Source organism: Mesorhizobium sp. B3-1-8 (assembly GCF_006439495.1).
Classification (GTDB): domain Bacteria; phylum Pseudomonadota; class Alphaproteobacteria; order Rhizobiales; family Rhizobiaceae; genus Mesorhizobium.
Genome location: NZ_VFTK01000002.1, coordinates 12,182 through 38,516 on the forward strand (window position 1 = coordinate 12,182; position 26,335 = coordinate 38,516).

Here is a 26,335-nt window from a genome sequence, read left to right on the forward strand (position 1 = left end):
CTCTGTTTTTAGCGCTCGTTTGTGGCTTTGAAAGTCTTCGCATCGCTCATGTGAATGATGACAAGCAGCTCGCTGTCTTTCCCTTTTGCTGAGCATGCTTTCAGCACCTGCCCTGAGAGAACACTAACATATGTTAAGAGCGGAAGAAGGGATCACCTAGGGCGGAACCGCATAAGGTTGGGACCGGCGATAACCTTAAATTCTGGTTTCCTTTGCCCAGGCTTCCCGAACGGAAGGTAAAGGGATAGATTAGCAATTCGTTAAGTACGCTTGGGGCGAGCGTAAAAGGTGTGTCGTCGATCGTAAGGGATGTGCCGTGATGAATTTCAAGTCTCTGATAAAGCGGGCCGAGGACGTCGATAAGGAATTTCAGGAACTTCAATCGGATCTGGCGGAAGCATTCGAGGACGTTCTTAAAGATGATGAACGGCAGCCCTCGGAGGACGATGCCGTTGCCGGCCAGGAACTGGTGGCAAGCGACGAGAATCCGCCTGCTGAAGAGCCGTCCGGCACAGCGACATCGCGGCTGACACCGCATACCCAGACGCGGCTGGCCGCTCTGGAGGCCGTCGCCGGGCTTTTCCGGGATGGCCAGAGCCATCTGCAGGAGATCGAAGCAAAGCTGGCGGAGATCGCCACCGCGCACCATATGACGCGCGAAGTCCTCAACGTGTTCCATCGCGACGTGTTGCGCTCCAACGAGCTGGAACTGGCAAACCTCGCTCTCACCACGGAACACAAAACGCTTTCAGAACAACTGCTTGACGCCGCCCGCAGGCAGCGCGAACGCGACGGCGCGGCCGAGGCGTGGCAGCAGCGCGAGGCGAGTCTCGTTCAGGACCGGGAGCAACTGCGCTCAGCGCTTGCGGCCGTGCGCCTGGAGCTGGTGGAGATGGGCAACGAGAGCACCAGGCGCGAGACGGAGTTCGGCGAGATCGCCAAGGCTCTGGCGGCCAAAACAGTGGAGCTCGACAGACGCGGCGCCGAGAACAAGCTGCTGCGCGAAAAGCAGGTCGGCCTCTCGGTCGATCTGGAGCAGGCGCAAAAGCGCGAGGCGGAGGCCCGGCACAGGTTCGACGAATTCGCGGCAACCCACGCCGGCGAAACCGCTCACATCGCCGAGCTGATGGCTCAACTCGGCAACCACGAAAAAGAGGAAACCCGACTACAGAAAACGCTGGAGGCAACGCAAGCCAAGCTTGCCGAAACCGCCGAGATGGCGCGGATCGCCGAAAGCGACAGTGCCGCCGAACTGGCGCGCGGTCAGGCGGAAATGCGCGGTTTGCGTGCTGAGATCCAGGAACTGCAATCGCGCCTGGATCACGTCTCGGCCGACAACGACGAAGCCACGGCCGAGATCGCCAGGCTCAGGGCGCAGTTGAACGATGCCGTCACCGAACGCCAGATTGCGGAGGAAAGGCTCGCCGTTCTCAAGGACGAGAGCGAAACCGACAAGAAGAACCTGTCCGCGGTCAGCACCAATCTCTCACAGCTTTCGCTGCAGCAGGCGTCCGAGCAGATCCAGCTCGATATCCAGAAGCAGGAATGCGAGGATCTGCACGCCGAAGTCGAAGCGCTCAATGCCCGCATCCGGGAATTGCTGCCTTACGAACGGCTGCATAGGGTGACCGACGCAAGGTCGCGCAAGGATGCCCCGCCTCAGGCCAATGGGATCATCGCGGAAGCGGGGCGCGCCACCGCCCGGCGTGTTGCTCGGCGCAACATGCGGGCAAACGGAAGCTGAGAAATCGCTGCGTAATTCCGGAGATCGCTCTGCCGGCTATTGCCCCGCCATGCCGTCGGCAAGATCCTGCGCCTGCTTGAGCAGCGCCGGGAAGGACGGATCACCAGGCAGGCGCTGGGCCATGCAGGCGCGGTAGTCGGCGTCGCCCTTTTCCCAGGCGGCGTTGGCGGCATCGGTGGCGGTCGAGTCGTCCTGGTCCGCGCCGTCATCGCTCTGCTGGGTTTTCTGCGCGGCGGCGTCGGCGGCTGCCCACAGCGAACCGCACGCCGCGATCTTCGGCACGGCGGGCGAGGCGGGCGCTTCGGCAATCAGCACGCGGTCGCCCTTCACGACCGCCACGACGACGTGCTGGTCGTAGATCGGTCCGACATCCTGGGTCCAGCCACCGAGCCGGGCGACCACCGCATCGGCGCCGTCGGGTTTCTTCAGCGAAAAATCGAGCGTGCCGGAGAATGCCGCGTCGCTGCCGATGGCCTGGGTGTAGAAACTGTCGAGCTTCAGCGCCGCGCCGATATCGGCGGGCAGCTTGAAATCTGCTTCCGTTTCGGCCGATTTGGACTTGAGCCAGCGTTCGGTCAGCCCGCGCGTCGAGGCGACGATGCTTGGGCCGTCGTCGCTCTGGGCATATCGCAGCCCATCCAGCATGCCATAGCCGATGTCGGAAGCGTTGAGGCTTTCGATGTTCATGGTGCCCGTCGTTGGAAAGCCCTTGACCGCAAGCGGGCCGAGAATGGCGGCGAGACGCTGCTGCAGGTCGGCCAGCGCCTTCTCGTTCTGGGCATCGATGGTTTCGATTGCGGTATTGGCGCTTTCCTGCGCGGTGATGTCGGCAATCGCCTTGTCGCGCGCCGCGACGTAATCGTCTTCCGGCGAGGCGGCGAGCGCCGTGCTGCCCGCCAGTGCAAAGAGAAGCGTTAAAACCAACCGCATGCTGCACCCCAAAATAAGCGATCAAGAACCCTTGCGAGCCATCGCCCGACTTGGCGGCTTTTGCGTGGCGGAAATCAAGGCAGCGGCAAATCTTTATTCCGCTTTGCGCTTCTCCACCTCGGCCTTCCGCAGCAGGAACCGCTGGATCTTGCCGCTTGGCGTCTTCGGCAGTTCGCTGACGAACTCGACCTCGCGCGGATAGGAATGCGCCGACAGGCGCTTCTTCACATGCTGGGCGAGTTCCTCGGCCAGCGCCTCGCTGCCCTTGAAGGCGGGCGCCAGCACCACGAAGGCCTTGACGATCTCGGTGCGCTGCGGATCGGGCACGCCGACCACCGCCGCCTCATTGACCGCCGGATGCTCGATCAGCGCGCTTTCGACATCGAACGGCCCGATGCGGTAGCCGGACGAGGTGATGACGTCATCGGCCCGGCCGATGAAGGAGACCGAGCCGTCCGGCTCATATTCCACCGTGTCGCCGGTGCGGTAATAGCCGCCCACGATCGCCGGCGTCTCGGCCTCGTGGTAGCCGCCGAACCAGCGCAGCGGCGATCTGGCGATATCGACCGCGAGCACGCCCGGCTGGTTGGGGCCGAGCTCGTTGCCTTCGTCATCCAGCACTACCATGCGGTATCCCGGCATGGCGAAGCCGGCCGAGCCGGTGCGCACGATATGCGCCAGCCCATGATGGTTGTTGACCATCATGCCGTTCTCGGTCTGGCCGTAATGGTCGTGGATCGGCGCGGCGAGGTTGGCGTCGAACCAGCGGATCACTTCCGGGTTGAGCGGTTCGCCGGCGCTGCTCACCACGCGCAGCCTGCCTTTGACGCGCGCCGCGGCCTCGGGCCCTTCCGCCATCAGCAGGCGATAGGCCGTCGGCGAGCCGGCAAGGCTGGTGACGCCCAGGCGCTCGATGATGTCGTAGGTCGATTTGGCGTTGAAGGCGCCTTCGTAGAAGGTGGTGGCGATGCCGAACTGCAACGGCCCCGTGATGGCGTAGTAGAGCCCATAGGCCCAGCCGGGATCGGCGATGTTCCAGAAGATGTCGTCGGGCCGTAGTCCGATCGCGTCGCGCATATAGGCGCCGAAGGCGAGCAGCGCGCTGAGCGGCACCGGCACGCCCTTCGGGTGCCCGGTGGTGCCGGAGGTCGACATCATCATGAACAGGTCCGGGCCCTTGCGCATCACCGGCTCGCAGCGGGGGGAGGCGGCCGCGAGCGCCGTGCGAAAATCGATGTCGCCGGCGGGCAGCGTGTCGCCGCGTCCAAGGATGGTGGCGATGCGCGGACGGTTCTCCACCTCGTCGAGCTTGGCGCGGTTGGCGGGGTTGGTCACCACCAGCTTCGCCTTGCTGTAATTCAGGCGATGCTCGACCGCCTTCGGCCCGAAAGCCGTGAACAAGGGCTGGTAGACCGCGCCGACGCGCCACGTGCCGAGGATCAGCGCCACCAGCTCGGGAATGCGCGGCAGCATGCCCGCCACGACATCGCCGGGCCGTACGCCAAGTTCCTTCAGCATTGTGCCGACGCGGCCCGACATGTCGGCGAGGTCGTCGAAGGAGTATTCGCGCAACTCCCCGCCGGCCGAGATCGCGCGGAGCGCCAGCCGGTTCTCGCCCGTGTAGCGGCCGCAGCATTCGACATAGGCATTGATGCCGGTGGCCGGGTCGCCGTGAAGGCGCGCGATCTCGTCCTCGATGCGGAATTGCGCAACGGCATCCTCATAGCGCGGCCGCGCTTGCGTCTTGGTCATGGCAATCCTCCCTCGGCGGCGCACATCTCCCCATGATCGCCGCTGGGCGAGATTGCATGAAAAGAGGACGCGGGTCGATTGCGGCGAAAGTCGAGAGTGAGGCGACGACGGTTGCGCGAAGGAACGCAAGCTTTCGCCGCTCAAAGCGTTTCCAACCAGCAAGTTAGTGGCCAGCTAGCTTTGCGGCAGTTGAATTCCCTGCGCTTCCATGTGCCGTTTCCAGCGGCCGCGCAGCTCAGCCGGCCGGCAGCCGATGCGCTCGTCGAGAAAAGTCGCGGCGGATATCCGGTCGGTGCGGAAATGACGGAAATCCTGGCGCAGCTCGCACCAGGCGGCGAGCAGCCGCACCGTTTCGGCATAGCCGATCATCGTCGGCCAGACGACGCGCTCACTCTCGTCGCCCTGTTCGTTGCGGTAGAAGATACGGATCTTGTGGCCGTTGCGGATCGAGGCCCGCGCCCGCGCGATATCCAGCCCGTCGGGCAGGCTCGCGCGGCTGAGCGGCGCGCCGACGCTGGGCTGGCTGACGAAGGGGCGCAGCCGCTCGGGTACGACGGTGGTGATCTTGGCGATCAGGTCGCGCGCCGCGCCCGCCAGCACCGCATCGCCCTTGTCGGCCACCCATTGCGCGCCGAGCACCGCCGCCTCCAGCTCGTCCGGCGTCAGCATCAGCGGCGGCATGTCGTAGTCGCGGTCGAGCACATAACCGAGGCCGGCCTCGCCCTGGATCGGCACGCGCTGTCCGATGAGGTCGGCGATGTCGCGATAGACCGAGCGGCGCGAGATTTCGAGCTCTTCGGCGATCTGGCCGGCGGTGATCGGCCGGCTCGAGCGCCGCAGGATCTGGATGATCTGAAACAGTCTGTCGGCGCGGCGCAAGGCATGTCTCCTGTTGCCACTATGGTGGCAGCAGGCCTGGTCCACAAGTCGGGGCAGGGTGCCTGAACGGGCGCGTCCAGCCGCGAGGATTTCTTCGTCGGCCACTCCACGGAGACGACCAAATGAATTTCGTTTCGACCCGCATCATCACCACCGACGTCAAGCGGCTCGTGGCCTTCTACGAGACGGTCACGGGCATCAAGCTCATACTCTATACCGAGGATTTCGCCGAGCTCGTCACCGCGGCCGGCACGCTGGCGATCGGCGGCACGCGCACGCTTCGACTCTTCGGCGGCGACCATGTCGCTAGCCCCGCCGAGAACCGCAGCGCCATCGTCGAGTTCCGCGTCGCCGATGTCGATGACGCGTACCGTCGGCTGGGCGGTTTCATCGATGGCGCGCTGGTGCAGGCGCCCACCACCATGCCATGGGGCAACCGCTCGCTTCTGTTTCGCGATCCCGACGGCAATCTGGTGAATTTCTTCACCCCGGTGACGGCGGAGGCGATCAGGAAGTTCGAGCGGTGAGGCAGATCGACAGGGGCGGGCGCATTTCGCCAGTGTTTCCCCTCCTGCCCATCCTCCGAAGCTGCTGCGGAGGATAGTTGTGCAAGGATTGGCCGCGTGCGCACCACCCTGTACTATGGCCTAGTGAATGCAGGGAGGGGAGGGCGCGCATGCGGCTTGATCGGAATCTCTGTCGTTTCAGGATTTGGGCCGTCGTCGTGGGGTTCGCACTTTGGCCCCATGCGACGGCGGCTGACCCCATCACGCCCGAGCGGATCACTGCCGCGCTATCCAGGCTCGAAGTGCTGGCGCAAGGCGCCGTCGCCAATGGTGATGTTCCCGGCCTCGCCATCGCCGTCGTGCACGACGACGAGGTGGTCTTTCTCAAGGGGTTCGGTCATCGCGAAGCCGGAAAGCCGGAGGCCGTCGATGCCGACACGGTGTTCCAGATCGCTTCGCTCTCCAAGCCGGTCTCGTCCACGATCGTAGCCGCGCTGGTCAGCGACGGAGCGGTATCCTGGGATTCCAAGGTCGTCGACCTCGATCCGGCCTTCCGGCTTGCCGATCCCTATCCAACCAGTGAGCTCACCATCCGCGACCTGTTTTCGCATCGCAGCGGGCTTCCAGGCACCGCTGGAGACGATCTCGAGGACATAGGCTATGATCGCGCCACGATCCTCCACCGTCTGCGCTTCGTGCCGCCATCGTCGAGCTTTCGCGCCGGCTACTCCTACTCCAATTTCGGACTGACCGAAGGCGCCATCGCGGCCGCCAAACCGACAGGCAAGCCCTGGGAAGAAATCGCCGAGGAGAAACTCTACCGTCCGCTCGGCATGGCCTCGACCAGCTCCCGTCTCGCCGACTTCATGAGGCGCGCCGATCGCGCCGCGCTCCACGTCAGGGTCGACGGCGTCTGGGCTGCCAAGATCAGGCGCGATCCGGACGCCCAAGCGCCTGCCGGCGGCGTCAGCTCAACCGCGCGCGATCTCGCGCAATGGGTACGCCTCCTGCTCGGCGACGGCTCCTGTGCCGGCAAGACCCTGATTGCCGCCGATGCGCTGGACCAGACCCACGTGCCCTTGATGACGCGCGGCAAGAACCCGGTCTCCGGCGGCGAATCCTTCTACGGCCTTGGCTGGAACATCGAATTCGGCCGGCACGGCCTGAGCTGGAGCCATGCCGGCGCCTTCAGCGTCGGCGCCCGCACCCTGGTGACGATCTTTCCAAAGGAGAAGCTCGGTATCGTCATCCTCGCCAACGCCTTTCCGACAGGAGTGCCGGAGGGGCTGTCCGACAGCTTCGCCGATCTCGTCTTCGACGGTAAAGTCGAGAAAGATTGGATCGCGGCGTGGAACGGCATCTATGTCGGGCTGTTCGGCCCGATGATCGAGGCGGCCAAGGCCGCCTATGCTAGCCCGCCGTCCAGGCCGACCCCGTCCCGGCGCGCCGGCGCCTATGCCGGCCGCTATGCCAACGACTTCATCGGCGATGCCGTGGTGTCGGGCGCCGGCGAGGGCCTTGTGCTCAAGCTCGGACCGTCAGGGGCGCGATCCTATTCGTTGGCGCATTTCGATGGCGACCGCTTCGTGACCTTCCCTGACGCGGAGACACCCGACAGGCCCGCCGGCGTCAGCTTTGCCGTCGGCCCCGACGGCAAAGCGTCGGCGATGACCATCGATTTCCTCGACGACAATCACATGGGCACGCTGCGACGTATCCCCGATTGAAAGCGGTTGGGCGGTCAGGACGCCCGCCCGTACTGGAGCAGCGCGAAACAGTCGCCGCTGCCTGATTTCGACTGCGTCAGCACCGGCTTCGACCGGTCGAGCCATTGCTGGTGCGATTTGGCATCGGCCTCGATCTCATCGACCGGGACAGCTTTGACGAAGCCGCGCCCCTGGCTGAAAAGCCAGCAGGCCCGGGCCAGATGCCTTCTGGCGCGCTGGCGCAGCAAGTCGGCATCGTAGAAGATGTCGAGCACCTCCTGTTTGATCCTGCGTTCCTTTTCGGGATCGGCGACCCCTGTCTGCGCCGGCTCGCCGCCGATCGTCTGCTGCAGGTCCTTGTAGTCGAGCGCAAGCTGTGTGGTGGCGTATTTGATCTCGCTCTCGTCGCGCACGATGTCGAACCACAGCCTGGGATCAAACTCATTGACGACGAAGGAGGATTCGAAATCGCGCGACAGGTTCAGTATTTCGAAGTCGCCAAGATCGACGTCGCGCTCGACCAGGAGGATCTTGGCCGCCTGTTTGCCGAGCTCTGTCCCCTGTAGGCTGACGGCGGTGTTCTTGCCGCCGAGATCGGGGCTGAGATATGGGCCGCCCTCATCCAGTAGCTCGTCGAACTCATCGAGCGACTGCATGACCGGCGCGCCGCGGGCGATGCGCGCGGCGAGCTTGGCGAGCACCTGCTGCAGCTCGGTCTCGCGTTTGCGCTGGTCCTGGTAGTTCTGCTGGAAGAAGAAGATGAACAGCGAGACGCCGATGCCGATCAGGATCACCCCCAGCTGCGAGAAGACGTTGCGGTAGTATTCCAGCAGCTTTTCGCGGTGGCGCACGTCGTCGCGCACGCTGAGGGCTACGCGCAGATTGACGATCAGCGAGAGGATCAGCAGTCCCGCGCCGACCAGGATGAGACCGCCGATGAGGAGGTAGCCATGACCTGCGCTGAAATTCATCTGTGTCGTCCCGAAGCCCCTGAGAGCGCAGACTAAAGCTATTTCGCTCAAATACCTATGGTGCTGCTGGAGCCGCGACGTCGCTCGCCATTGACCCCGCCGTCGATCGGGCCGATATCCCGCGCGAATTGCCACCCGAGATCCCAATGACCTCAGACCTCAGAGAACCGGCCGCCGCGGGCGGTCCTGATTCCGCCCGAAAAAATGGCGCCGCCTGGCAAGACGACGTCCGCGCCGGTGTGCGCCATGTCCGCGACCTCGCGTCCCTGCCGCTCTCGCCGGCCGAGCGCGCCGCCGCGCAGGAAGCCGCAACCGCGCACAAGGTGCGCGTGCCCAAACCCTATCTCGATCTGATCGACTGGAACGACCCTGACGACCCGATCCGCGCCCAAGTGATCCCGTCGCCGGATGAGCTTGTCGCCGCCGAAGGCGAGCTCGACGATCCGATCGGCGACCATGCCTTCAGCCCGGTGTCCAGGCTGACGCACCGCCATGCCGACCGCGTGCTTCTGTTCCCCACCTATCAATGCGCGGTCTATTGCCGCTTCTGCTTCAGGAAAGAGTCGCTGACCTCGATCGGCCGCGGCTATACGCGCGAGGCGCTGGAGCCGGCGCTGGCCTATATCGCCGGACACCCCGAGATCCGCGAGGTGATCCTGACCGGCGGCGATCCGCTGTCGCTGCCCGACAAGGCGCTGGCCGAAATCCGCGCCCGCCTGGAGGGGATCGCGCATCTCAGGCTTCTGCGCATCCACACCCGCGTGCCGGTGGCGCTGCCGTCGCGCATCACACTCGGCCTGGTCGAGGCGCTGCATGGCCGGCTGATGGTGACTGTTGTGACCCACTTCAACCATCCGCGCGAGCTCACCGCCGAAGCCGAGGCGGCCTGCCGCACGATGCGGCAGGCGGGCTTCGTGCTGCTCAACCAGAGCGTCCTGCTGAAAGGCGTCAACGACAAGGTCGAGGTGCTGGAGGAGCTCTGCCGCGAGCTGATGTACCGGCTGGGCGTGAAACCCTATTACCTGCACCACGGCGACCTCGCGCGCGGCATGGCGCACCGCCGCACCACGATTGCCGAAGGCCAGGCGCTGGTCGCCGAACTGCGCCGGCGCCTCTCCGGCATCTGCAACCCGACTTATGTCATCGACCTCCCCGACGGCGGCGGCAAGGTGGCGCTGGCCGCGAGCCATATCGAGGGCCGCGAAGGCGATACCTGGCGGATCAGCGGCCAGGACGGCAAGGTGCGGGAGTACAAGGAAGTGATTGTCTAGACCGCCACGATCTGCGTTGCCGGCGTTCGGCGACTGCGCGTGCCTGCCCGACTTTGGCCCCATTGCGCGGCACAAGGAACTCCATCCCGCGCCCTGCATTCTATGAGAGGGAGCTGAAGGAGCGTTGCGTGAAGGCTTTGTTGGGAATTGCCGGCGGCTTCGTGCTGACCTTGGCCGTGTTTGCCAGCGGGCTTGCCTTCGCCACCTGGCTGCTCGCCGCCAAGCCGGTGCGGCAGGCAACGCCTGCGATCGGCGTTTCCGAGCTCTGGACGAAGGATGCCCAGCCGGTCGATCGGCAGGAACAGAACCTTCAACGCATTCCCGCCCGACAGGTAGTGGCTGCGCCCGCCAAGACTGGCGAGCCGGCCAAAGCCGATAGCGGAACGCAGACGACGGCGCTTGGCGGGGCCACGGCGGCTCCTGCGGCGCCGCCACTGCAGCCATTGCCCGACGTCTCTGGCCCGGGCCAGCCAGCGCCCGACGCCGGCGTGGCCAAACAGCCGGCGACAGTCGATCAGCAGGCGCAGCAGCAGCAATTGCCCGTCGCCCACTTGCAATGGTGCGCCACCCGCTATCGCAGCTACCGCCCGGCGGAAAACAGCTACCGTTCCTACAGCGGCGAGCTGCGCCCCTGCGTCTCACCCTATTACGATCCCGGCGACGGCCGCACCGCCTCGACGGGCGCAGGCCAGAATGACCAGACAGCAGCGAGCGATCGCCAGAACGCCATGCCTGACGACCGGACGAGCGACGATCAGATGAGCGACGACCAGGCCGAGATGGAAGGCTACGCCCCGTCGGCCGACGGCTACGCCACCACCTATGGCGGCCCGCCGGAAGAGATTTCGCCCGAGGCAGAGGCCGCCCGGGAACAGGCATCGGGTCGCCCGGTATCGGGCGACCACGTCGACTACTGCTTCAGCCGCTACCGCTCCTACGACCCGCAGGACAACTCCTACCAGCCCTTCGACGGCGGTCCGCGCCGCCAGTGCGAGTAGGGGAAGAGTCGCACTCCGAAAGGCTAGGGCCGCCAACCTCACCCTACGACCTTTCCCGGATTCATCACATTACCCGGATCGATCATCTCTTTGATCGCCTTTGCCAAATCCCGCTTCACCGGGTCCGCGTGCCGCTCATAGGCATCGCGCTTCTCCAGCCCGACCCCGTGCTCGGCCGAGAATGAGCCGCCGGCCTCGCGCAGACCCTCGTAAAGCACGTCCTCGATCGCTGCGTGCCGCTCATGCGAGACCGGCCCGTCGCAATTGATCGAGATGTGCAGATTGCCGTCGGCGAGATGGCCGTAGACGTATGGTGCGTAAGAGGCGTCGAGCGTCTTCAGCCCCGCCGCGATGCGCGCCACATATTGATCCAGCCCGCCGCCCGGCACGGACACATCGAAGGAGGGCGCCATGGGATGCGCGCGCTCGATCTGCTCGGTCTCCTCGCGCAGCCGCCACATCGCGGCGGCTTGCGCCTCGGAGCTCGCCACCAGCCCGTCGATGATGCCGGCCTCTTCCCAGACCGCCGCCAGCCCGTCCTCCAGCACTTGTCGAGCCGCCTCGATGCTGTCGGAGCCGAGCCCGAGCACCAGAAGGCAGGGCGCGTCGAGGGGCAGGCTGCCTGGCGCATAGTTCAGCGCCCGCTGCATGAGCGACGCGAAATTGCGCCACAGGATCTCGGCGCCGGTGAGCCGGGCGCTGGTCGAGTCCAGAAAATGCCGCACGATGCGCTGCGCGTTTCGTGCGTCCGGCACGCCGACAAGCGCGGTGGCGCTGGCGCCGGCAACCGGATCGAGCCGCACCGCCACGCGGGTGACGATGCCCAGCGTGCCCTCCGCGCCGATGAAGAGATGTTTCAAATCGTAGCCGGCGCTGGTCTTGAGCACCCGAGTGAGATCGCAAAACACCCGCCCGTCCGGCAGCACGGCTTCCAGACCGAGCACGCGGTGGCGCATCGTGCCGTTGCGAAACGCCATGATGCCGCCGGCATTGGTGGAAACCATGCCGCCGATCGTGGCGCTGCCGCGCGCGGCAAGGTCGATGCCCGGGTCCAGCCCATGCCGGGCCGCCGCCTCCCGCAACGCGCCGAGCGTCACGCCCGCCTGCACGATCGCCACGCGCGCGAACGGGTCGATCTCCTCGATTTGGTTCAGCCCGCCGAGATCGCAGATCACCTGGCCGGAGCAAGTCGCTGCCCCGCCCGCCAGCCCCGTGCGACCACCTTGGGGGACAAGGCTGATGCCATGCTCCGCACAGAATTTCACCAGCGCCGCAACACCCTCGACATCGCGCGGCCGCACCAGCGCCGAGGCGCCGAAATTGCGGGCATCGAAGCCGGGATCGCGCGACGCGAGCTCGGCGGCGTTCCAGATGGTCGAGGTAGCACAGGCAATGCGAAGGGAGGTGATGAGGGCTTTGTCGTCGCTCACGCTGGCTGGCTCCATCCAGGAATCCTTATCCTATAGATGCAGCAAAGCATGTGAGCCACCCGCCTTGGCGGGATCAGGATGTCCTGTGAGCGTCTTCCCGCCGTTTGACGTCTTGGATGTTCAGTTCGACAACCAGCTTTTCGGCCCGGCGTGTCCTGATGCCGACCATGATCTTCTGCTCGACCTCGGCAGGTTGGCCGGTGAAGATGTCGAAGACGGTCCAGCTGTTTGGCCGGTCCATTCGAAGCGCGTAACGGTTTGCCATGCTCACATTCCTTTTCGTTTGCGCCTCAGGCGACGGGCCGACCTTGTCAGGCCTTCACCATGACAAATACCGACACCGCCAAGGCGACGATCCAAAGCATCACATACAGCTTCAAGGCGAGCGATCCGTGTGAAGAGAGAGTCGCCAGCCCACGTGTCGCCGCATGCTCCAGGCGCTTGGATCTGACTGGCTCCGCCACGCTGGCGGCCGGCGCCTTGGCGTCGAATTTGCCGAAGGCGTGAGGCGTCGGTTCAGGCATGGAGAGGATCCCGAGTATCGAGGTGGTGGCGGGTGCCGGGAGCGGCGCGCCGGATGACGCGATTGCTTGGGAGAGCGGATTTCAAGGGTGCTTCTTCCTGTGTCGGCAAAGGCGAGGATGCCTGTCTTTATAGACCGCCTGACGGGCGATAGATAGGAATGCCGAAATCAACAGCTGGATTCCGTAAAAATATCGGGCGGAATAATTACGAGACTCGGAAAATATCAGCACGGATGAGAAGAATTTCTGTTTGTTTTTCAGTCTCCAAGCGACGCTTTTTTATTTAACCAGGAAAAATAAAGCGCGTCCGCCATCTTGTTCGCAGCGTAATTGGGGTGCATACATAAAATTCGTTGATTTGGTCGAGGTGGCTTTCGTCATAGTGAAGCCTCGCCATCCGCCTCCGAATTTTCGACAGCGAATGCACTGCGCCGCTCCCGGCGCGGCAACTCGCTTCGTTTGAACCCTGAAATGATGCCGGCGTTGACCACGGATGTACTGGCAGCGTCGGACATCGTTTCGGCGGTTCGGCTGGAATTGAAGCGGAAGGCGCATGCGCGCGTTTCCGCAGGAAGCCGCAAGTGACCACTCGCACCACGCCGACCGTCGTTCGCTTCAATGCGGCGTTTATGCTGCCGGGCTTCGATGCGCCGCGGCCGCCCGGCGACTACCGCGTCGATCTCGACGAGGAATCCCTCGAAGGGGCTTCGCGCAGCGCATGGCGCCGCGTGGCCGCCTTCGTTCACCTGCCGGCGATCTCCGCAAAAGAGTCCACGCGGCAAATGGTACCGATCGAACCGGCCAGGCTCGAGGCCGCGCTCGTCGAGGACCGGAGACAACCATGACAACCCTCTTGCAACGCAACGCACGCCCCATCCAGCACGGGGCTCCCCCTCGTCTTTTTGACATCGGACAAGCGGTCCGGCTGAAGGGCGGTGTTGGCGCCGGTCCGAAGACTGACGAAATCTATCGTGTCACCGGCACGCTGCCGCCAAAGGGAAGCTCCCCACAATACCGCATCCGCAGCGACGGCGAACCGCATGAGCGCGTGGTGACCGAGGACAGTTTGGAGCGCGTCGAGACGCCGGCATCGGACAATGGCATTGCCCTCATCGAAAGGACGTTCGGACATGGCCAGGGCACATAAGCGTTCCAACCGCGAGGCCAGGAAGCCGAAGCAGGAAAGTCTGTTTGGCAACCAGATCGAGTGCGCCGTCATCAATGCCCCGGCGAAGGCCAAGGACTGATGGCGCGGCGGACCCCGATGAAGGTCGTGATCGAATTTTATCGCACGCGTGTCGCCGACGACGCGCGTGCCGTCATCGGCCGCGAGACGGCGCTGGCGGCCGACCTCGATAACGCCATCGCGATCGCGCGGCTCTTGGCGAGGACGCTGAACATGCCGCAATGGCCGGACGCCGTCACGATCTCCGAAGCCGATGGCGCAGCCCTTTATTCGGAGATCATTGCCGCGCAGGGAGGCGGGGAAGGACGGGTATGAACAGAACCATCCCCAACGACGAAACCGAGCGGGTTCAAAATGCCGTATTCGGCGGCTCGCGAAACAACGGCGGCATCTTGGGCCATGACTTCAGCGACCTTCAATATGGTCGCCGCGTCGAATTTGATCATTCCTGGACCGTCTACCACGTCTTCACGGGAATTCCCGCCTATGTCGACGGCGTTCCGATGGTCGGTCTCACCCATGCGCATGCGACGAAAAGGATGTTGGATCTCAATCGTCGCAATGCCGCGGGCCGGAAGGAATGGAGTGGGACCCGGATGGCACTTGAACATACCGAAATGCGGGCGGATCAAACATGACGCTTGCCTTTCCAAATCCCAGCCGAAGTTTCGACGAGACGCGGAACGCCGTATGCTTCATTGGGCATGACGGTATGTTCCAGGTCCGTTTTTTCGTCGAAGTAGAGGCATTAGGCACATTTGGCGACCATCCTGGCGGCAAGGAAACTGCCGAGAACGCATACCTTTCGGCATTCGACGCGTTGCGCGGTTCCATCCAAGACGCCGCAAGCAAAGCTTATGCGCGCGAGCGGCGGAACTCCTACACCTTGACCTCCACCGGTTTCCGATAGGCGGGGAGCCGATATCGAAAGAACGAGCATGCAGGCAAGCGATGCGGCGGCTGGCAGTCCCCCTGGCTGTCGTCTTACGTGAAAGGATAACGCCGATGCGTTCGATGAAAACCCCCGAGGCACCGCCGGTCGCTATCAAGCCGGTCGTGAGGCGCTCAGACATCATGCCAGTGCGGCTGACGATCAGGAAGGACGAGGCAGCGCGGCGCAAACTCGCGGACACCGACGGGACAGTCAGGCGGGCACGCGAGATCGCGGAACGCAATCGCCTGATTTGATATTCCGCCACCGTCCGTTTGGGCCTTCTATCCTATGACCGGTTGCGACCCCAGGCATACCCAAATCCAGGCCGTACAATGATCCAGCGGGAGAAATGCCATGGCGATGAAGCCCAACTATCGATACGAGCGCAGTAAGCGCGATCAGGCGAAAGCGGCAAAGAAGGAGGCGAAGCTCGCGGCCAAAGAGGCGAAAGGCAAGGTAGTGGAGCAGGAAAACGAGCCGGAGCGGAATACTGACAACGGATGATGCCGCGTCAGGCCAGCCTTGGGGACTGCGATGACAAAGCGAGAGTCCGACCACTTCGAAATCGATGTCGAATGCCCTCGGTGCCACCACCAGGCCAAAACACGCGTAGGCTGGATTCGCACTCACACCCAGATGGAGTGCGAAAATTGCGGCGACATCATCGATATTGAAAACAGGAATTTCAGGTCACGTGAGGAGCCTTAGGAGGTCACCAGAATAGCGGCCTCGCGGGCGGCGACTATGAACGCCTTTCGCGCGAATGAGGCCGGGCGGCGCCCACTATTCGTATCCGCGCAGGCCTGAACGGCCGCACGATGCTTTTCGCTGCGTTTGCCGCGCCATCTTCTGAGCAGGAAGTCCAGGCACGCGGCCGCGTCGCCGATTGTCTCGTGCCCGCCGCCAGTCAACTCGGTGACAACCGTCACTGGCTGGTCGAATTTTTCATTAGCCATTGCTGGGCTTAGGCCGGCGCCCCCAACATAGCAAGCGTTGTTCTTACGGATCTGTCGAAAGGCGACCTCGATCGGGTCGCTCCGGCCGCGCGAAACAAAAAAATACTTTGGACGCGCGAACGCGGGTCATATCCGTACGAAGCGACAGCGAAGCTTCTGGACCGTCCGAAGCGAAGCTGCTGGACAGCCCGAAGCGAAGCTGCTGGACAGCCCGACCCGTTTAGCAAGAGGTCAAGCCGGACTGTCCTCGCCGCATCAGCGAGAGTCCACTGTGCGCCCACATTTCCTGCCTGGCTAGCGGAACTATCGAGAAGCGAGAGCCGTTGGGGACGAAAGGGGAATGCAATGGCGCGCGACAAAAGCCAGCCGACGCTTGACGATATCGTCAAGCGGCTAGTGCGGCAGACCGGCATCACCGAAGCTCAGGCGCTCGAACTCATTTACCTTGTCGGCCTGAACTGGCCATCTCTTGTGAGAGAGGCAAAGGCGCTCAAGGCCGGGAAATCATAGTCGGGTCCATGCGCCTGGCATTCGACGTCCCTTGCACGACAAATCCACTTGCATCCTTGCGCGTTCTTTCGTCGCTTGTACGCTGGCGCCGATTGCCGACTGGCTGGAGCAGTTCAATCATCCGTCTGCGACGACGTACTCTGCCGCGACGCTTCCAGCCATCGTAGCCACGGCCGATCCTGCGGCAGACCTAGCTCACCCAGATCGAGCACCCCACCTTCTGCCCCGTGGCCGGGTCCCGCACCGTCTTCGCGAACGTCCGGCGCAGCCCAACCCTGCTGGATGCGACATCCTTGCTGGCGAGATAGGCCGGGTCGCCGACTTCCCAATGGTAGCGTGTGTTTGCAAGCGCCCGTTTCCAGGTGAATTTCGAGCGGTAGGCCACCTTGCCAGGCGTGGTGTCGGCGAACCGGCAGTTGATGGTCGCCGGCATCATGCCCTTGGCGCTCATCGCGCTGACCGCCTTGTCGGCATCGTCGGTCGTCAGCCATTGGTCTATGCTGCTCGTCCGGTATGCGTCCGTGCCAGTTGGCTGGTGCGTCATACATCCTGCAAGCAGCATCAGCGCTACCATGGCGGCCCCTGTCTTGCCTGCTCGCTTGCTGTCTTGCCGATCGATGCCCATGCCCGTCTCCTTCCTGAAGAGAGTGGAAAGTCTCGGGCAAGAGGATGGTCCGCGCGCATCGCTTCGTATATTAGGCGCTTCACACGCCTTGCGAGCTTGGCCGCTATCTCCTCGCGTTGGCAGGGGGAGCGATCGCCCCTGGAACAATGTCGGTGTTTTGGGCCACCTTTATCTGCCAGCCGGCCTGTTCCTTCCCCACCACCAGAAGCAGGATGCCTTCCCGTGTTCCGGCTGGCGAGCCATCCGGAGCAGAGGCGCCGGTCAGGGTCCATCTATAGTGCACCGATGCAAGGCCAGGAGACAACTCGACTACGGACGAGACGACTCCCTCCAACCGGCTGTCGCGAAACATAGTCCCATGAGTCGCGCGGTGCGCCGCTTCGATCTCTGCGCGGCTTTTCCACCACATGCCCACGACATTGACGAAATTGGCATCCTCGGAAAACAGCGCCGTGAAGTCGTCCATGTCATGTCTGTTCCAGGCATCGGCAAAGGCAATGGCCGCATCCTCTGGCCTGCCGACCTCCAACCTCATGACATGATCTCCCTTGCTTTGCGCCAGCTTGGGATGAGACGATAGCGGCATTGGCAAGCCCTGTCACCGCGCTGCCACAGAACTCAGCCGCGTCAGTTGTTAACGGCTCCAATCCCCAAAATTAACCTTTTGTTAACCATTGCCCCGGCACCCTTTAACTATTGAGTAAGGATTCGCTTGGACGTGACCTTCGCCGCCCCTTTGCACAACAAATCGATCCGCTTTCGCGCCCGTTCGTTCGTCGCTTTCACGCTGACGCCGGAGGCGCCGATCGCCGACTGGCTGGAGGGATTGGATCACTGGATCGCCAACTCGCCGGGCTATTTCAACGGGCGTCCGGTGGTGCTGGATCTGAACATTTTGCAGCCGGGGCCGGAGGAGATTGGCGCGCTTGTCGGCGTGCTCGGCTCGCGCGGCATCCGCGTCTACGCCATCGAACTGGAAGGCGCCGAGCTCGGGCCTGATCTGCCGCCTCTGCTCGCCGGCGCCAAGGAGGCGACCGCCGAGGGGCTGCTCGGCCGGGCAGCCCGCAAGGCGCGAGCGGAAGAACTCGAAATGGCCGCCGCCGCCGGGGAGCGGGTGCAGGTGACCCAAGAAACCATCCAAGCGGCGACGCCGGCCGAGGCTCCGCAGATCGAGATGTCCGGCGACGAGCCGGTCGATCCCGAGCTGGCAAGGCTCGAAGCGGTGCGGATCGAGCCGGCGCAGACCGAGGCGGGGCAGGGCGCCGAGAGCGTGCGGACCGAGCCTTCGGCCGGCACTTTGATGATCAAGGCGCCGATCCGCTCCGGGCAGTCGGTCTTCCATCCGCATGGCGACGTGATCGTGCTGGGCTCGGTCGCGTCCGGTTCCGAAATCGTCGCCGGCGGCTCGATCCATGTCTATGGCACGCTGCGCGGCCGCGCGATCGCCGGCTCGGAAGGCAATATTTCGGCGCGCATCTTCTGCCGCAAGAACGAGGCCGAGCTGCTTGCCGTCGATGGCTGGTACACCACGGCCGAGGAGATGGAAGGCGTCTCGCGCGGCAAGGCGGTGCAGGCCTTCCTCGACAACGACGCGCTGTGCGTGGTGCCGCTCGGCTAGTCCGGCGGCGCAAGCTTCGGACCGGTTTCGCGTGCCAAAGTTGTTAACGAGTCCGCCGTGCCGCGCACGGCCAGAGAATAAAAACCGCCAATGGAGGCTGGATATATGGGCAAGGTAGTCGTGGTCACATCGGGCAAGGGGGGCGTCGGCAAGACGACCTCGACGGCCGCGCTCGGCGCCGCCGTGGCCAAGACCGGCAAGAAGGTGGCGCTGGTCGATTTCGACGTCGGCCTGAGGAACCTCGACCTCATCATGGGCGCCGAGCGCCGCGTGGTGTTCGACCTCGTCAACGTCATCCAGGGCTCGGCGAAGCTGTCGCAGGCGCTGATCCGCGACAAGCGGCTGGAGACGCTCTATCTGCTGCCGGCCTCGCAGACGCGCGACAAGGACGCGCTGACCGAAGAGGGCGTGGCCGAGGTCATCGCCCGGCTGCGCTCGGTGTTCGACTACGTGTTCTGCGACAGCCCTGCCGGCATCGAGCGCGGCGCCCAACTCGCCATGCGCTTCGCCGACGAGGCGGTCATCGTCACCAACCCGGAAGTGTCGTCGGTGCGCGACTCCGACCGCATCATCGGCCTGCTCGACGCCCGCACCATGAAGGCGGAGCAGGGCGAGCTGGTGCAAAAACACGTGCTGGTCACCCGCTACGACGCGGCGCGCGCCTCGCGCGGCGAGATGCTGTCGATCGACGACGTGCTGGAGATACTCTCCACGCCGTTGCTCGGCATCATCCCGGAAAGCCAGGATGTGCTGCGGGCCTCCAACCTCGGCTCGCCTGTCACGCTCTCGGAACCGCTCAATGGTGCCGCAAAGGCTTATCTCGAAGCGGCAAGACGCCTGGAAGGCGAGGACCTGCCGGTGGTCGTCCCCTTCGAACGCAAGGGCTTCCTCGACCGGCTTCTCGGAAGGAGGGCCGCATGAGCATCCTCGATCTCTTCAAGCGGCGCACCAGCGCGCCGGTAGCGCGCGAGCGGCTGCAGCTGCTGCTCGCCTATGAGCGCCAGAGCCGCGGCCAGCCGGATCTCGTCTCCATCCTGCGCGAGGAGATCATGGCGGTCATTGCCAGGCATGTGCAGATCGACCAGGACTACCTCCAGGTCTCGATGGATCGCGGCGCCACCATGTCGACGCTGGAGATCGACATCCAGATCCCCAACAAGAGCGCCGCGCCGCTCGCCATGGCGGGGTGAGTTGATGGGGTAGGCCGATCCGCGCAGCGGATCGGGGAGGGGGCGTGCCCTGACGCTCGTCATCCTCGGGCTTGACCCGAGGATCCATTCCGTGACCTTGCCACGGAGTTCGGCCGTGGAGAATTCTACAATCGTTGCAACGCTTTAACGTAACGGCATGGATCCTCGGGTCTGCGCGCGTTGCTTCGCTCCTTGCTCCGCCCTGGGACGGCGAAGGCGACAAGCTTCGCTCCCCTTGCCCCATCGATCCGCCTCCCGCTGCCTCACGACAGCGTGGCGCCCGCGCCCTATCTCCATATCTTAACCAGGGATGGAGCCAGGATTGACCGCAGCACAGGAAGCTAACCAACAGGCCCCTGTCGGCGCCATGCCGGTGCTTGGCCTGCTCGGCGCGATGCTCTCCGTGCAGGTCGGCGCCGCCTTTGCCAAGGGGTTGTTCCCGGTTCTGGGCCCGGAAGGCACGACCATGCTGAGGCTCGCCATTGGCGCGCTGATGCTGGCGGTGGTGCTGAGGCCCTGGAAAGTGCTGCCCTCGCGCAAAAACCTGCCCTGGCTCGCCGCCTACGGCATCACCGTCTGCGCCATGAACATGTTGTTCTATGCCGCGCTCCAGCGCATTCCGCTCGGTGTCTGCGTGGCGCTCGAATTCACCGGGCCGCTGTTCGTCGCCACGCTCGGCTCCAGGCGCCTGCTCGACCTTGTCTGGGTGGCGCTGGCCGTCGTCGGCATCGTGCTTTTGTCGCCGTTTGCCGGTATCAGCCGCGGGCTCGATCCGACAGGCGTGGCGCTGGCGCTGGCGGCGGGCGCCTGCTGGGGGCTCTACATCATCTTCGCGCAGAAGGCCGGCGCCGAACTCGGCGTGCGCACCTCCGCCTACGGCATGGCGATCGCCGCCGTGCTGGCGCTGCCCTTCGGCTTCAACGCCGCTCAGGCCTATCTCACCGACCCGCACATCATGGCGGGCGCCGCCGTGGTCGGCCTGTTCTCCAGCGCGCTGCCCTTCTATCTGGAAATGCTGGTGCTGGTCCGCATGCCGGCCAAAGTTTACGGCATGCTGGTCTGCCTGGAGCCGGCGGGCGGCGCGCTCACGGGCTTTCTATTCCTGCATGAGAAGCTCGACCTTTTGCAATGCGCAGGCGTCGCCGCCGTCATTGCCGCCGCTTTCGGCACGGCGGTTGCGGCGCGGCGGCCGATGCCGTTGCCGGCCTGAATCCATCTTCCGAACCAAGGCGATTCCTGGAAATGCGCGAAGCGGTCAGGCCCGGCGCTTCGCCTTGGCCTTCCGTCCGGAGCTGCTTCAAAACAAGGAGGCGCGGTGGTTTGCCGTTTCCGTGAAACAGTGAACCGCTTCGGAGCCCGCTGCTCGGAATTGGTAGGCTTTGGAAAATGCACCTCTGCGGCGGCAATATTCGACCGCACTCAGTGGTTGAAATAAGACTTAGGTCCTATGAAAGAATTGCAATAGGTCCGAGTGGACAAGACAAGGGTCGTGGGCCACTTCCTTATGCCTTGCCGATTGGGGATGCTTATGCTGCGACATTGCCGGTGGGGTAGTTCGGCCGACGGGCTGAAGGGTTGGCATGGGGAGAGCGGAATGCGCGCGGCGCGCGGGGGCTGCAGGCTAGTCTTGCCAGCACTGGCAGCGTTGGCGCTTGTCGTCACGCCTTTCAGTCTCTCCATCGATGGTCTCGTCGTGACCAAGGCCTATGCCGGCAAAGGCGGCGGTGGCGGTGGTAATGGCGGCGGCAACAACGGGAACGGCAACGGCAACAGCGGCGGAAACAACGGCAATAATGATGGCAACAGCGACAATGGCAACAGCAGCGCCAGCGCGGCAAGCACCGCCGATGTCGATAGTCACGTCAATGCTATAACCGGCGACAAGGTCGAGGCCACACGCAACAGAATCCAGGTCACGCACCGCAATGGAATGAAGGAGAAGATCGAGAACGGTCGGTTCAGGATGGAAGACAAGTACGGACGCACCATCGTCGACCGGAAAGCCACCATGGCCGATCTCAATCGCCTGAAGAATCTGTGAGACAGAGTTTGTGAGAGCGAGGTTTTATCGGGATTAGATCTTAAGGGACCGGAGGTCAGCGCTGCAAAATCAGGTTGCCACCTTTTGCTTCGTCTCTGCGGTCCTGATCGTCTTGCGGTAGAACTTGGCTACTCACCTTACCCCCGCCTTCGTGCGGGGGTAATTTTTTGCGCGGCAAGACCTGTCCGTTGCGACATTGGTCAGCCATGGCGCCGGAAATGGTCCGACTGGCCGGGGCATGGGTCGTGGGCCGCTTTCGTCGCCTCGCCGGATGTGAATTCTTGCCCTGGTCAAGACACCGGTTCCGCCTCGGCTGTGCCGTGAGCGGAACTTCGGCCATGCCGAGGCAGAACCGGAACGAAGAGAAAATATGCGAAACCGCCTCTTCAGCAGGCTTGCTTGGCTCGCGCTGCGCGCGTTTAGCGCGCTGGCGCTGACCGTTGCGCCTTGGCACGTCATCTTTGAGGGTTCGCCGAGGATTGCCGTAGCCACGGCCGATGCCGGCAACAGCAATAGCGGCGGGAACGGTGGTAATGGCGGCAACGGCAGTGGCGGCAATTCGGGTTCCGCCGGCGGCTCGAACTCAGGCAATAGCGGCAACAGTGGAAACAGCAATGCCGGCGGCAATTCCGGCAACAGCAATGCCGGCGGCGGCAACCCCAATGCCGGGCCGGGCAACAACAGCGGCAAGGGCAATACCGATCCCGGCGGTAAGAACAATACTGATCCTAGCGGTAAGAACAGCTACACCAACGCGGCAACCGGCGACACGCTCTCGATCGATGGCGACAAGGTTACCGTCATCCATAGCAACGGCATGAAGGAGCAGGTCCAGAACGGCCGTTTCGAGATGAAGGACGCGCAAGGCCGCACCATCATCGAACGGCAGGCGACGGAGGAAGATCTGTCACGCCTGCTGAACCTGTGAGGGTTGAAGAATTGAAGAAAGAGGGAACCTAGTTCCTCAGTTCCTTTCCCTCGCCTCGTGCATCAGCAGCGCCGCCTCGGTGCGGTTGCGCACATTGAGCTTGGCCAGCACCCTGGTCATGTGATGCTTGACCGTCTTCTCCTGCAGCGACAGCCGGGCCGCCACCTCTTTGTTGCTGAGCCCCTCCGCGACCAGTTTCAGGATCTCGGCCTCGCGGCCGGTGAGTTGGCCGAGCGGATCGGGCTTGCTGCCGGTGGGCTGCAAAAGGTCGGAAAGCAGCCTCGCCGACAGGCTCGGCGATACGTAGCTCTGGCCGTTGGCGACGTCGCGCAGGATCTCGGCCAGCGCCTTGGAGCCGACGCCTTTCAGCACATAGCCGCGCGCGCCGGCCTTCAGCGCCAGGGCGACGTCGGCGTTGGTTTCCGACACGGTGAGCATGACGATCTTCTGCTCGGGCATCGCTGAAAGGATGCCGGCCAGCGCGTTGAGGCCGCCGCCCGGCATGCTGATGTCGAGCAGGAGAATATCGGGTGTGCTGGCGCGCGCCAGCCTTTCGGCGTCCTCGGCGCTGGCGCCTTCGCCCACAAGTTCGAAGCCGCCTATCTCGCCGAGGCTGCGCGCCACGCCCTCGCGAAACAGGGGGTGGTCGTCGACTATTGCGATGCGGATGGATGTGCTCACGGTTGCTCCTCGACAGACAAGGTGATCACCAGCCTGGTTCCTCCCGGGCCGGTCAGCGTTTCGAACTGCCCGCCTATGCTTTCGATCCGTTCCCTGAGGCCGGCAAGCCCAAGGCCTTCGCTTCGGGCCGGGTCGAAGCCGGGGCCGGTGTCCAGCACCTCGACCAGGAGCTTGCCGCCCTTCGTCGTGGCTTTGACCTGCTGGCCTTTGCCCTTGCCGTGGCGGTAGGCGTTGTTCAGGCCTTCCTGCACGAAGCGATAGATGCTGATCTTTTCCGAGGTGCCGAGCTCCGGCAAGCGCTCGGGCAGAGTTAGCAACACTTTGGTGCTGGTGCGCCGCTCGTGCTCGGCCACCGCCAGCCGCAAGATATCGGCGATAGCCTGCGTTTCGATCTGCGGCAGCACCAGTCCGTTGCAGATGCCGCGTATCTCGCGCATCGCCTCGCCGAGCGTCTTGTGGATGCCGGCGATCTCGGCCTCGCGCAGCGTGCTCGATGTGGTCGGATCAACCAGCACCGGGCTGTCCATCCTTAGCGCGGCGAGCGCCACCAGTTGCGCCGGCCCGTCATGCAGGTCGGCGCCGATACGCCGCAGATACCGCTCGTTGATGGCGGTGGCGCGGCGCGAGGCGCGCTGGACGCGCTGGCGCAGCGACGAGTTCTGCGCCAGCGCCGCCTGCAATTCGGCAACCTTGGCCTCTAGCGCAGCCTGTTGGGTGACGATGGTGCGGCTGCCGCGGAAAACGATGCCGGAGAGCAGCGCCAGCGCCGCCGCGGTGGCGGCCGCCACCACCAGCCACGTCCATCTGAGCGCCGAGTTCAGCGTTTCCTGGAAATCGTCGGCGACCTCGTAGAATTCCGACACCGCCACCACTTCGCCCGACCAGGGCTCGCGCACCGGATTGTAGATCTCGAACAGCGGCGCGTTCACCGCTTTCTCGTCTCCCGATTCGGGATCGTCGCTGAGGTTGTTGTATTCGGCCACGACATTGCCGGCGAAGGCCGACTTCAGATTGGCGTTGGGCGGAAAGGTTCTGCCGATCAGGGCCGAGTCGTCGGAGTAGAGCACCATGCCGTCGCGTCGCCACAGCTTGAACGACACCAGCCTCTTTCCGAGCGCGCCCTGGCCGAGCGTCTCGTCCAGCGCCCGCTTGACCGAATCGTCGAGCTCGCGGCTCTTGCGCAGGTCAGGCAGCAGCGGCGCGATCACGCTGTCGACATAGAGCGCTGTCGTGGTGGCGGAATTGTGCATCACCCCTTCGCGAATCTGCGACGTCACCCACAGCCCGACCACGAGCATCACCGCCAGAAGGCCGATGCCGCCCGCGATCACGAACTGCCAAGCCAGCGACAGCCCGCTCCAGATTCGTGCAAGTCGCCTGAAATATCTCCCAAACATCGGCCCCGCTCACCCACCCGCTTGCAAGATTATAGGCGAGGGACGGCAATTGCGACACCGACCTTGGTCCGTGCCCATGGGGAAGGTTAATGGCGACGGGTTTGCGCGCTCTCGAACGGGCTTGGCTTCGCCAGCGGCGAGGGTGGCTCTCCCCGAGCGGCAAAAGCCCGCGTCATTCCTGTTGACGGGGAAGACGCGGGCCGGCTGCCACCTGAAATCATGGATGATTTTAGCAATGCCGAGACAACCACCAATCGAGCGCCGGGTCCATACCAAAAGACGTATAACCTGCAAGATATAGCGCCACGCCCGCGCCCTGGCCCGAGGCGGTCTTTTGTCGGGCGTTGTAGCTGTCATATAGCGGCGGACCTGCCGGTTGGATCGGCATGCAACCCGTCCACATCCGGCAGGCGGAGCCCGCATCGTCCCGGCAGAAGACGCGGACGCCGCGGCAAAATTTGCCCCCAAAAGAAGTCAGAGCCACGGTGTTGATGGGTCGAACAGCCGCCGCATATACGATGGGCTTCACCTCGCGGTTCTTGGCAACGCACTATGGACGCCGGCACAAAAAAACAAAAAAGAAACCAGCGGCTGTCGATCTTTGAGCTCGAAGCTCTGCGGGAAGCTTTCAGGCAGTCCGTTCGTGAGAACGACGTCGCGGAAGCGGAATGGGCGCAGCATGCCGAGCTTTTCGTCAGGAGGGCGCTGCAAAAGGGCGGCCGTCTTACGCGGGCTTGAGCGTTCGGGCGTAGAGCAATTCCAGGAAAAGTATGAGCGGTTAGGCTCGGCGCTTTCCCGTAGCCTTCCGTCCGGAATTGCGGTATCACGTCTCCAGCCGGTCGGACCATTGCGCTGGCGCATAGGACCTCAGCGACAATTGCGGGCGCAACGGGAAACGGACACTCTATTCCTGCGCCGGCTTCCCCCCAAGGAAACCCAATGGTCGGCGCTTTAGCCCGGCTTGTCCGTCAAAGAGCCGTACTCTTTTACCGCCAAGGCAAGCCGGGCTACCCCAGCCGCCGATCCGGCGCGCGCTCATGCTCGATACCGCTTGAAACAGGGCGCAAAGAAATGCGCTTCGCGGGTATCGTGACGCGTGGAGGTCCTGCCGCGCCACCGTCGAACAGGGAACGCGTTAGGGTCGAGGCGTCCGACCCGCCGCTTTCGACGGAACGAAAAGCGGGGCAAGCGCGTTTTCCGCCGCTATGTCGAGGATCCTTCACCATCGCAAGGCCGAAAGGCCTTTTCAGGCCTCGGTTGCCGAGGCCGAGCGCCTAGCGCGCGCGCAAAAGAATGCCAGGCTGAAGGATCTTCGCACGCACGCTTCGTGGCTGGTGCTCGATCCGCAGGCAAACTTCCAGGAGGAGATCGACTGTTCGGCGTTGTTCGGCGACGACCTGTCGATCCGAAAGGTCGTCCACGACGGCTAATGCATGTCGCGCAAAAGTGTGCAGCGGTTTTGCGATAACGACATGCATGAAAACAAAGGCTTAAAAGCGCGTCGCCAGAATCCGCTTCAGCGCGACGCGCTTAGGGCAATTCCAGGAAAAGTGTGTAA

General features: G+C 63.9%; 33 protein-coding genes. 21 read left to right on the forward strand and 12 right to left on the reverse strand.

The genetic code is table 11. The annotated features are described in order from the left end of the window. Positions 1-319: 319 nt before the first annotated feature. Positions 320-1,744 (forward strand): hypothetical protein, encoded by a 1,425-nt coding sequence (locus tag FJ424_RS01895; RefSeq protein WP_140658383.1) that lies wholly within the window; start codon positions 320-322, stop codon positions 1,742-1,744. Positions 1,745-1,780: 36 nt separating this feature from the next. Here FJ424_RS01895 and FJ424_RS01900 read toward each other — a convergent pair whose 3' ends face one another. From FJ424_RS01900 to FJ424_RS01910, 3 genes are all read right to left on the reverse strand, one after another. Then, complete coding sequence (locus tag FJ424_RS01900) at positions 1,781-2,674, reverse strand: hypothetical protein (protein ID WP_140658385.1); 894 nt, start codon at positions 2,672-2,674, stop codon at positions 1,781-1,783. A 93-nt stretch (positions 2,675-2,767) separates the two neighbouring features. Beyond that, positions 2,768-4,426: an acyl-CoA synthetase gene (locus FJ424_RS01905; RefSeq protein WP_140658387.1), complete on the reverse strand. Its 1,659-nt coding sequence runs from the start codon at positions 4,424-4,426 to the stop codon at positions 2,768-2,770. 174 nt (positions 4,427-4,600) lie between these two features. After that, the gene (locus FJ424_RS01910) at positions 4,601-5,305 is read right to left on the reverse strand and encodes a YafY family protein (RefSeq protein WP_140644973.1); all 705 of its coding nucleotides are present in this window, start codon (positions 5,303-5,305) and stop codon (positions 4,601-4,603) included. Positions 5,306-5,427: 122 nt separating this feature from the next. Between FJ424_RS01910 and FJ424_RS01915 the strand changes: the two genes are divergently transcribed. Both FJ424_RS01915 and FJ424_RS01920 read left to right on the forward strand, forming a co-directional pair. Beyond that, complete coding sequence (locus tag FJ424_RS01915) at positions 5,428-5,832, forward strand: VOC family protein (protein ID WP_140658389.1); 405 nt, start codon at positions 5,428-5,430, stop codon at positions 5,830-5,832. Positions 5,833-5,981: 149 nt separating this feature from the next. Further along, complete coding sequence (locus FJ424_RS01920) at positions 5,982-7,538, forward strand: serine hydrolase (protein ID WP_140658391.1); 1,557 nt, start codon at positions 5,982-5,984, stop codon at positions 7,536-7,538. A gap of 14 nt (positions 7,539-7,552) precedes the next feature. On the opposite strand, the gene FJ424_RS01925 is transcribed toward FJ424_RS01920, so the two are convergent. Further along, positions 7,553-8,488 (reverse strand): hypothetical protein, encoded by a 936-nt coding sequence (locus tag FJ424_RS01925; protein ID WP_140658393.1) that lies wholly within the window; start codon positions 8,486-8,488, stop codon positions 7,553-7,555. A gap of 146 nt (positions 8,489-8,634) precedes the next feature. Between FJ424_RS01925 and FJ424_RS01930 the strand changes: the two genes are divergently transcribed. Then, positions 8,635-9,759 carry a KamA family radical SAM protein gene (locus FJ424_RS01930; protein ID WP_140658395.1) on the forward strand — a complete coding sequence of 375 codons (1,125 nt, stop codon included), beginning with the start codon at positions 8,635-8,637 and terminating at the stop codon, positions 9,757-9,759. A gap of 128 nt (positions 9,760-9,887) precedes the next feature. After that, positions 9,888-10,757, forward strand: a complete 870-nt coding sequence (locus tag FJ424_RS01935; protein WP_140658397.1) for a BA14K family protein — start codon at positions 9,888-9,890, stop codon at positions 10,755-10,757. A gap of 38 nt (positions 10,758-10,795) precedes the next feature. Here the strand turns inward: FJ424_RS01935 and FJ424_RS01940 are convergent, their stop codons facing one another. The 3 genes from FJ424_RS01940 to FJ424_RS01950 form a co-directional block, all read right to left on the reverse strand. Continuing rightward, the gene (locus FJ424_RS01940; protein ID WP_181182149.1) at positions 10,796-12,187 is read right to left on the reverse strand and encodes an FAD-binding oxidoreductase; all 1,392 of its coding nucleotides are present in this window, start codon (positions 12,185-12,187) and stop codon (positions 10,796-10,798) included. Positions 12,188-12,260: 73 nt separating this feature from the next. Beyond that, positions 12,261-12,452, reverse strand: a complete 192-nt coding sequence (locus FJ424_RS01945) for a hypothetical protein (RefSeq protein ID WP_140644967.1) — start codon at positions 12,450-12,452, stop codon at positions 12,261-12,263. Between the two features lie 46 nt (positions 12,453-12,498). Continuing rightward, positions 12,499-12,711 carry a hypothetical protein gene (locus FJ424_RS01950; RefSeq protein ID WP_140658401.1) on the reverse strand — a complete coding sequence of 71 codons (213 nt, stop codon included), beginning with the start codon at positions 12,709-12,711 and terminating at the stop codon, positions 12,499-12,501. A gap of 581 nt (positions 12,712-13,292) precedes the next feature. Here FJ424_RS01950 and FJ424_RS01955 point away from each other — a divergent pair. The 7 genes from FJ424_RS01955 (at position 13,293) to FJ424_RS33375 (ending at position 15,335) form a co-directional block, all read left to right on the forward strand. Further along, a complete protein-coding gene (locus FJ424_RS01955; RefSeq protein ID WP_140658403.1) occupies positions 13,293-13,556 on the forward strand; it encodes a hypothetical protein in 264 nt (87 codons plus the stop codon). Further along, positions 13,553-13,858 (forward strand): hypothetical protein, encoded by a 306-nt coding sequence (locus tag FJ424_RS01960; RefSeq protein ID WP_140644964.1) that lies wholly within the window; start codon positions 13,553-13,555, stop codon positions 13,856-13,858. The genes FJ424_RS01955 and FJ424_RS01960 overlap by 4 nt, the downstream gene beginning before the upstream one ends. Before the next feature lie 117 nt (positions 13,859-13,975). Then, on the forward strand, positions 13,976-14,212 hold the full coding sequence (locus tag FJ424_RS01965; protein ID WP_140658405.1) for a hypothetical protein: 237 nt from the start codon (positions 13,976-13,978) through the stop codon (positions 14,210-14,212). Continuing rightward, positions 14,209-14,535 (forward strand): hypothetical protein, encoded by a 327-nt coding sequence (locus FJ424_RS01970; protein WP_140658407.1) that lies wholly within the window; start codon positions 14,209-14,211, stop codon positions 14,533-14,535. Before FJ424_RS01965 ends, FJ424_RS01970 begins: the two co-directional genes overlap by 4 nt. Next, entirely contained in the window at positions 14,532-14,807 is a 276-nt protein-coding gene (locus FJ424_RS01975; protein ID WP_140658409.1) for a DUF1488 domain-containing protein, read from the forward strand. The genes FJ424_RS01970 and FJ424_RS01975 overlap by 4 nt, the downstream gene beginning before the upstream one ends. A 95-nt stretch (positions 14,808-14,902) precedes the next feature. Next, on the forward strand, positions 14,903-15,085 hold the full coding sequence (locus tag FJ424_RS01980) for a hypothetical protein (protein ID WP_140658411.1): 183 nt from the start codon (positions 14,903-14,905) through the stop codon (positions 15,083-15,085). 100 nt (positions 15,086-15,185) lie between these two features. Next, entirely contained in the window at positions 15,186-15,335 is a 150-nt protein-coding gene (locus tag FJ424_RS33375) for a hypothetical protein (protein WP_181166977.1), read from the forward strand. A 200-nt stretch (positions 15,336-15,535) separates the two neighbouring features. On the opposite strand, the gene FJ424_RS01985 is transcribed toward FJ424_RS33375, so the two are convergent. After that, positions 15,536-15,787, reverse strand: a complete 252-nt coding sequence (locus FJ424_RS01985) for a DUF982 domain-containing protein (protein WP_140658413.1) — start codon at positions 15,785-15,787, stop codon at positions 15,536-15,538. 345 nt (positions 15,788-16,132) lie between these two features. Here FJ424_RS01985 and FJ424_RS33380 point away from each other — a divergent pair, with 345 nt between their 5' ends. Further along, a complete protein-coding gene (locus tag FJ424_RS33380; RefSeq protein WP_181166978.1) occupies positions 16,133-16,297 on the forward strand; it encodes a hypothetical protein in 165 nt (54 codons plus the stop codon). 190 nt (positions 16,298-16,487) lie between these two features. On the opposite strand, the gene FJ424_RS01990 is transcribed toward FJ424_RS33380, so the two are convergent. Next, on the reverse strand, positions 16,488-16,922 hold the full coding sequence (locus FJ424_RS01990; RefSeq protein WP_140658415.1) for a hypothetical protein: 435 nt from the start codon (positions 16,920-16,922) through the stop codon (positions 16,488-16,490). A 103-nt stretch (positions 16,923-17,025) separates the two neighbouring features. Continuing rightward, positions 17,026-17,457, reverse strand: coding sequence for an SgcJ/EcaC family oxidoreductase (locus tag FJ424_RS01995; RefSeq protein WP_140644958.1), 432 nt, complete (start codon positions 17,455-17,457; stop codon positions 17,026-17,028). 183 nt (positions 17,458-17,640) lie between these two features. On the opposite strand from FJ424_RS01995, the gene minC reads away from it, so the two are divergent. The 6 genes from minC to FJ424_RS02025 all read left to right on the forward strand — a co-directional run bounded on the left by minC (position 17,641) and on the right by FJ424_RS02025 (position 22,699). Further along, a complete protein-coding gene (gene minC, locus FJ424_RS02000) occupies positions 17,641-18,540 on the forward strand; it encodes a septum site-determining protein MinC (RefSeq protein WP_140658417.1) in 900 nt (299 codons plus the stop codon). Between the two features lie 105 nt (positions 18,541-18,645). Then, a complete protein-coding gene (gene minD / locus FJ424_RS02005) occupies positions 18,646-19,461 on the forward strand; it encodes a septum site-determining protein MinD (RefSeq protein ID WP_140644956.1) in 816 nt (271 codons plus the stop codon). Next, entirely contained in the window at positions 19,458-19,730 is a 273-nt protein-coding gene (gene minE / locus FJ424_RS02010; RefSeq protein WP_140644955.1) for a cell division topological specificity factor MinE, read from the forward strand. Before minD ends, minE begins: the two co-directional genes overlap by 4 nt. Before the next feature lie 322 nt (positions 19,731-20,052). Next, positions 20,053-20,940 (forward strand): DMT family transporter, encoded by an 888-nt coding sequence (locus FJ424_RS02015; RefSeq protein WP_246677116.1) that lies wholly within the window; start codon positions 20,053-20,055, stop codon positions 20,938-20,940. Between the two features lie 384 nt (positions 20,941-21,324). Next, on the forward strand, positions 21,325-21,771 hold the full coding sequence (locus FJ424_RS02020) for a hypothetical protein (protein ID WP_140786343.1): 447 nt from the start codon (positions 21,325-21,327) through the stop codon (positions 21,769-21,771). Positions 21,772-22,141: 370 nt separating this feature from the next. Further along, positions 22,142-22,699, forward strand: coding sequence for a hypothetical protein (locus tag FJ424_RS02025; protein ID WP_140658423.1), 558 nt, complete (start codon positions 22,142-22,144; stop codon positions 22,697-22,699). A 36-nt stretch (positions 22,700-22,735) separates the two neighbouring features. Here the strand turns inward: FJ424_RS02025 and FJ424_RS02030 are convergent, their stop codons facing one another. Together FJ424_RS02030 and FJ424_RS02035 are read right to left on the reverse strand one after the other, a co-directional pair. Next, on the reverse strand, positions 22,736-23,380 hold the full coding sequence (locus FJ424_RS02030) for a response regulator transcription factor (protein WP_140644951.1): 645 nt from the start codon (positions 23,378-23,380) through the stop codon (positions 22,736-22,738). Further along, entirely contained in the window at positions 23,377-24,777 is a 1,401-nt protein-coding gene (locus FJ424_RS02035) for a sensor histidine kinase (RefSeq protein WP_140658425.1), read from the reverse strand. Before FJ424_RS02035 ends, FJ424_RS02030 begins: the two co-directional genes overlap by 4 nt. A gap of 552 nt (positions 24,778-25,329) precedes the next feature. On the opposite strand from FJ424_RS02035, the gene FJ424_RS02040 reads away from it, so the two are divergent. Together FJ424_RS02040 and FJ424_RS02045 are read left to right on the forward strand one after the other, a co-directional pair. Beyond that, positions 25,330-25,515, forward strand: coding sequence for a hypothetical protein (locus tag FJ424_RS02040; protein WP_140644949.1), 186 nt, complete (start codon positions 25,330-25,332; stop codon positions 25,513-25,515). 467 nt (positions 25,516-25,982) lie between these two features. Beyond that, positions 25,983-26,207 (forward strand): hypothetical protein, encoded by a 225-nt coding sequence (locus FJ424_RS02045; protein ID WP_140658427.1) that lies wholly within the window; start codon positions 25,983-25,985, stop codon positions 26,205-26,207. Positions 26,208-26,335 lie beyond the last annotated feature (128 nt).

Excerpts from the sequence above, each read along its gene's own strand:
- FJ424_RS01895 (WP_140658383.1), top strand. The coding sequence starts at position 320 with ATGAATTTCAAGTCTCTGATAAAGCGGGCCGAGGACGTCGATAAGGAA.
- FJ424_RS01900 (WP_140658385.1), bottom strand. The coding sequence starts at position 2,674 with ATGCGGTTGGTTTTAACGCTTCTCTTTGCACTGGCGGGCAGCACGGCG.
- FJ424_RS01905 (WP_140658387.1), bottom strand. The coding sequence starts at position 4,426 with ATGACCAAGACGCAAGCGCGGCCGCGCTATGAGGATGCCGTTGCGCAA.
- FJ424_RS01915 (WP_140658389.1), top strand. The coding sequence starts at position 5,428 with ATGAATTTCGTTTCGACCCGCATCATCACCACCGACGTCAAGCGGCTC.
- FJ424_RS01920 (WP_140658391.1), top strand. The coding sequence starts at position 5,982 with ATGCGGCTTGATCGGAATCTCTGTCGTTTCAGGATTTGGGCCGTCGTC.
- FJ424_RS01925 (WP_140658393.1), bottom strand. The coding sequence starts at position 8,488 with ATGAATTTCAGCGCAGGTCATGGCTACCTCCTCATCGGCGGTCTCATC.
- FJ424_RS01930 (WP_140658395.1), top strand. The coding sequence starts at position 8,635 with ATGACCTCAGACCTCAGAGAACCGGCCGCCGCGGGCGGTCCTGATTCC.
- FJ424_RS01945 (WP_140644967.1), bottom strand. The coding sequence starts at position 12,452 with ATGGCAAACCGTTACGCGCTTCGAATGGACCGGCCAAACAGCTGGACC.
- FJ424_RS01950 (WP_140658401.1), bottom strand. The coding sequence starts at position 12,711 with ATGCCTGAACCGACGCCTCACGCCTTCGGCAAATTCGACGCCAAGGCG.
- FJ424_RS01960 (WP_140644964.1), top strand. The coding sequence starts at position 13,553 with ATGACAACCCTCTTGCAACGCAACGCACGCCCCATCCAGCACGGGGCT.
- FJ424_RS01965 (WP_140658405.1), top strand. The coding sequence starts at position 13,976 with ATGAAGGTCGTGATCGAATTTTATCGCACGCGTGTCGCCGACGACGCG.
- FJ424_RS01970 (WP_140658407.1), top strand. The coding sequence starts at position 14,209 with ATGAACAGAACCATCCCCAACGACGAAACCGAGCGGGTTCAAAATGCC.
- FJ424_RS01975 (WP_140658409.1), top strand. The coding sequence starts at position 14,532 with ATGACGCTTGCCTTTCCAAATCCCAGCCGAAGTTTCGACGAGACGCGG.
- FJ424_RS01980 (WP_140658411.1), top strand. The coding sequence starts at position 14,903 with ATGCGTTCGATGAAAACCCCCGAGGCACCGCCGGTCGCTATCAAGCCG.
- FJ424_RS33375 (WP_181166977.1), top strand. The coding sequence starts at position 15,186 with ATGGCGATGAAGCCCAACTATCGATACGAGCGCAGTAAGCGCGATCAG.
- FJ424_RS01985 (WP_140658413.1), bottom strand. The coding sequence starts at position 15,787 with ATGGCTAATGAAAAATTCGACCAGCCAGTGACGGTTGTCACCGAGTTG.
- FJ424_RS33380 (WP_181166978.1), top strand. The coding sequence starts at position 16,133 with ATGGCGCGCGACAAAAGCCAGCCGACGCTTGACGATATCGTCAAGCGG.
- FJ424_RS01990 (WP_140658415.1), bottom strand. The coding sequence starts at position 16,922 with ATGGGCATCGATCGGCAAGACAGCAAGCGAGCAGGCAAGACAGGGGCC.
- FJ424_RS01995 (WP_140644958.1), bottom strand. The coding sequence starts at position 17,457 with ATGAGGTTGGAGGTCGGCAGGCCAGAGGATGCGGCCATTGCCTTTGCC.
- minD (WP_140644956.1), top strand. The coding sequence starts at position 18,646 with ATGGGCAAGGTAGTCGTGGTCACATCGGGCAAGGGGGGCGTCGGCAAG.
- minE (WP_140644955.1), top strand. The coding sequence starts at position 19,458 with ATGAGCATCCTCGATCTCTTCAAGCGGCGCACCAGCGCGCCGGTAGCG.
- FJ424_RS02020 (WP_140786343.1), top strand. The coding sequence starts at position 21,325 with ATGCGCGCGGCGCGCGGGGGCTGCAGGCTAGTCTTGCCAGCACTGGCA.
- FJ424_RS02025 (WP_140658423.1), top strand. The coding sequence starts at position 22,142 with ATGCGAAACCGCCTCTTCAGCAGGCTTGCTTGGCTCGCGCTGCGCGCG.
- FJ424_RS02035 (WP_140658425.1), bottom strand. The coding sequence starts at position 24,777 with ATGTTTGGGAGATATTTCAGGCGACTTGCACGAATCTGGAGCGGGCTG.
- FJ424_RS02040 (WP_140644949.1), top strand. The coding sequence starts at position 25,330 with ATGGACGCCGGCACAAAAAAACAAAAAAGAAACCAGCGGCTGTCGATC.
- FJ424_RS02045 (WP_140658427.1), top strand. The coding sequence starts at position 25,983 with ATGTCGAGGATCCTTCACCATCGCAAGGCCGAAAGGCCTTTTCAGGCC.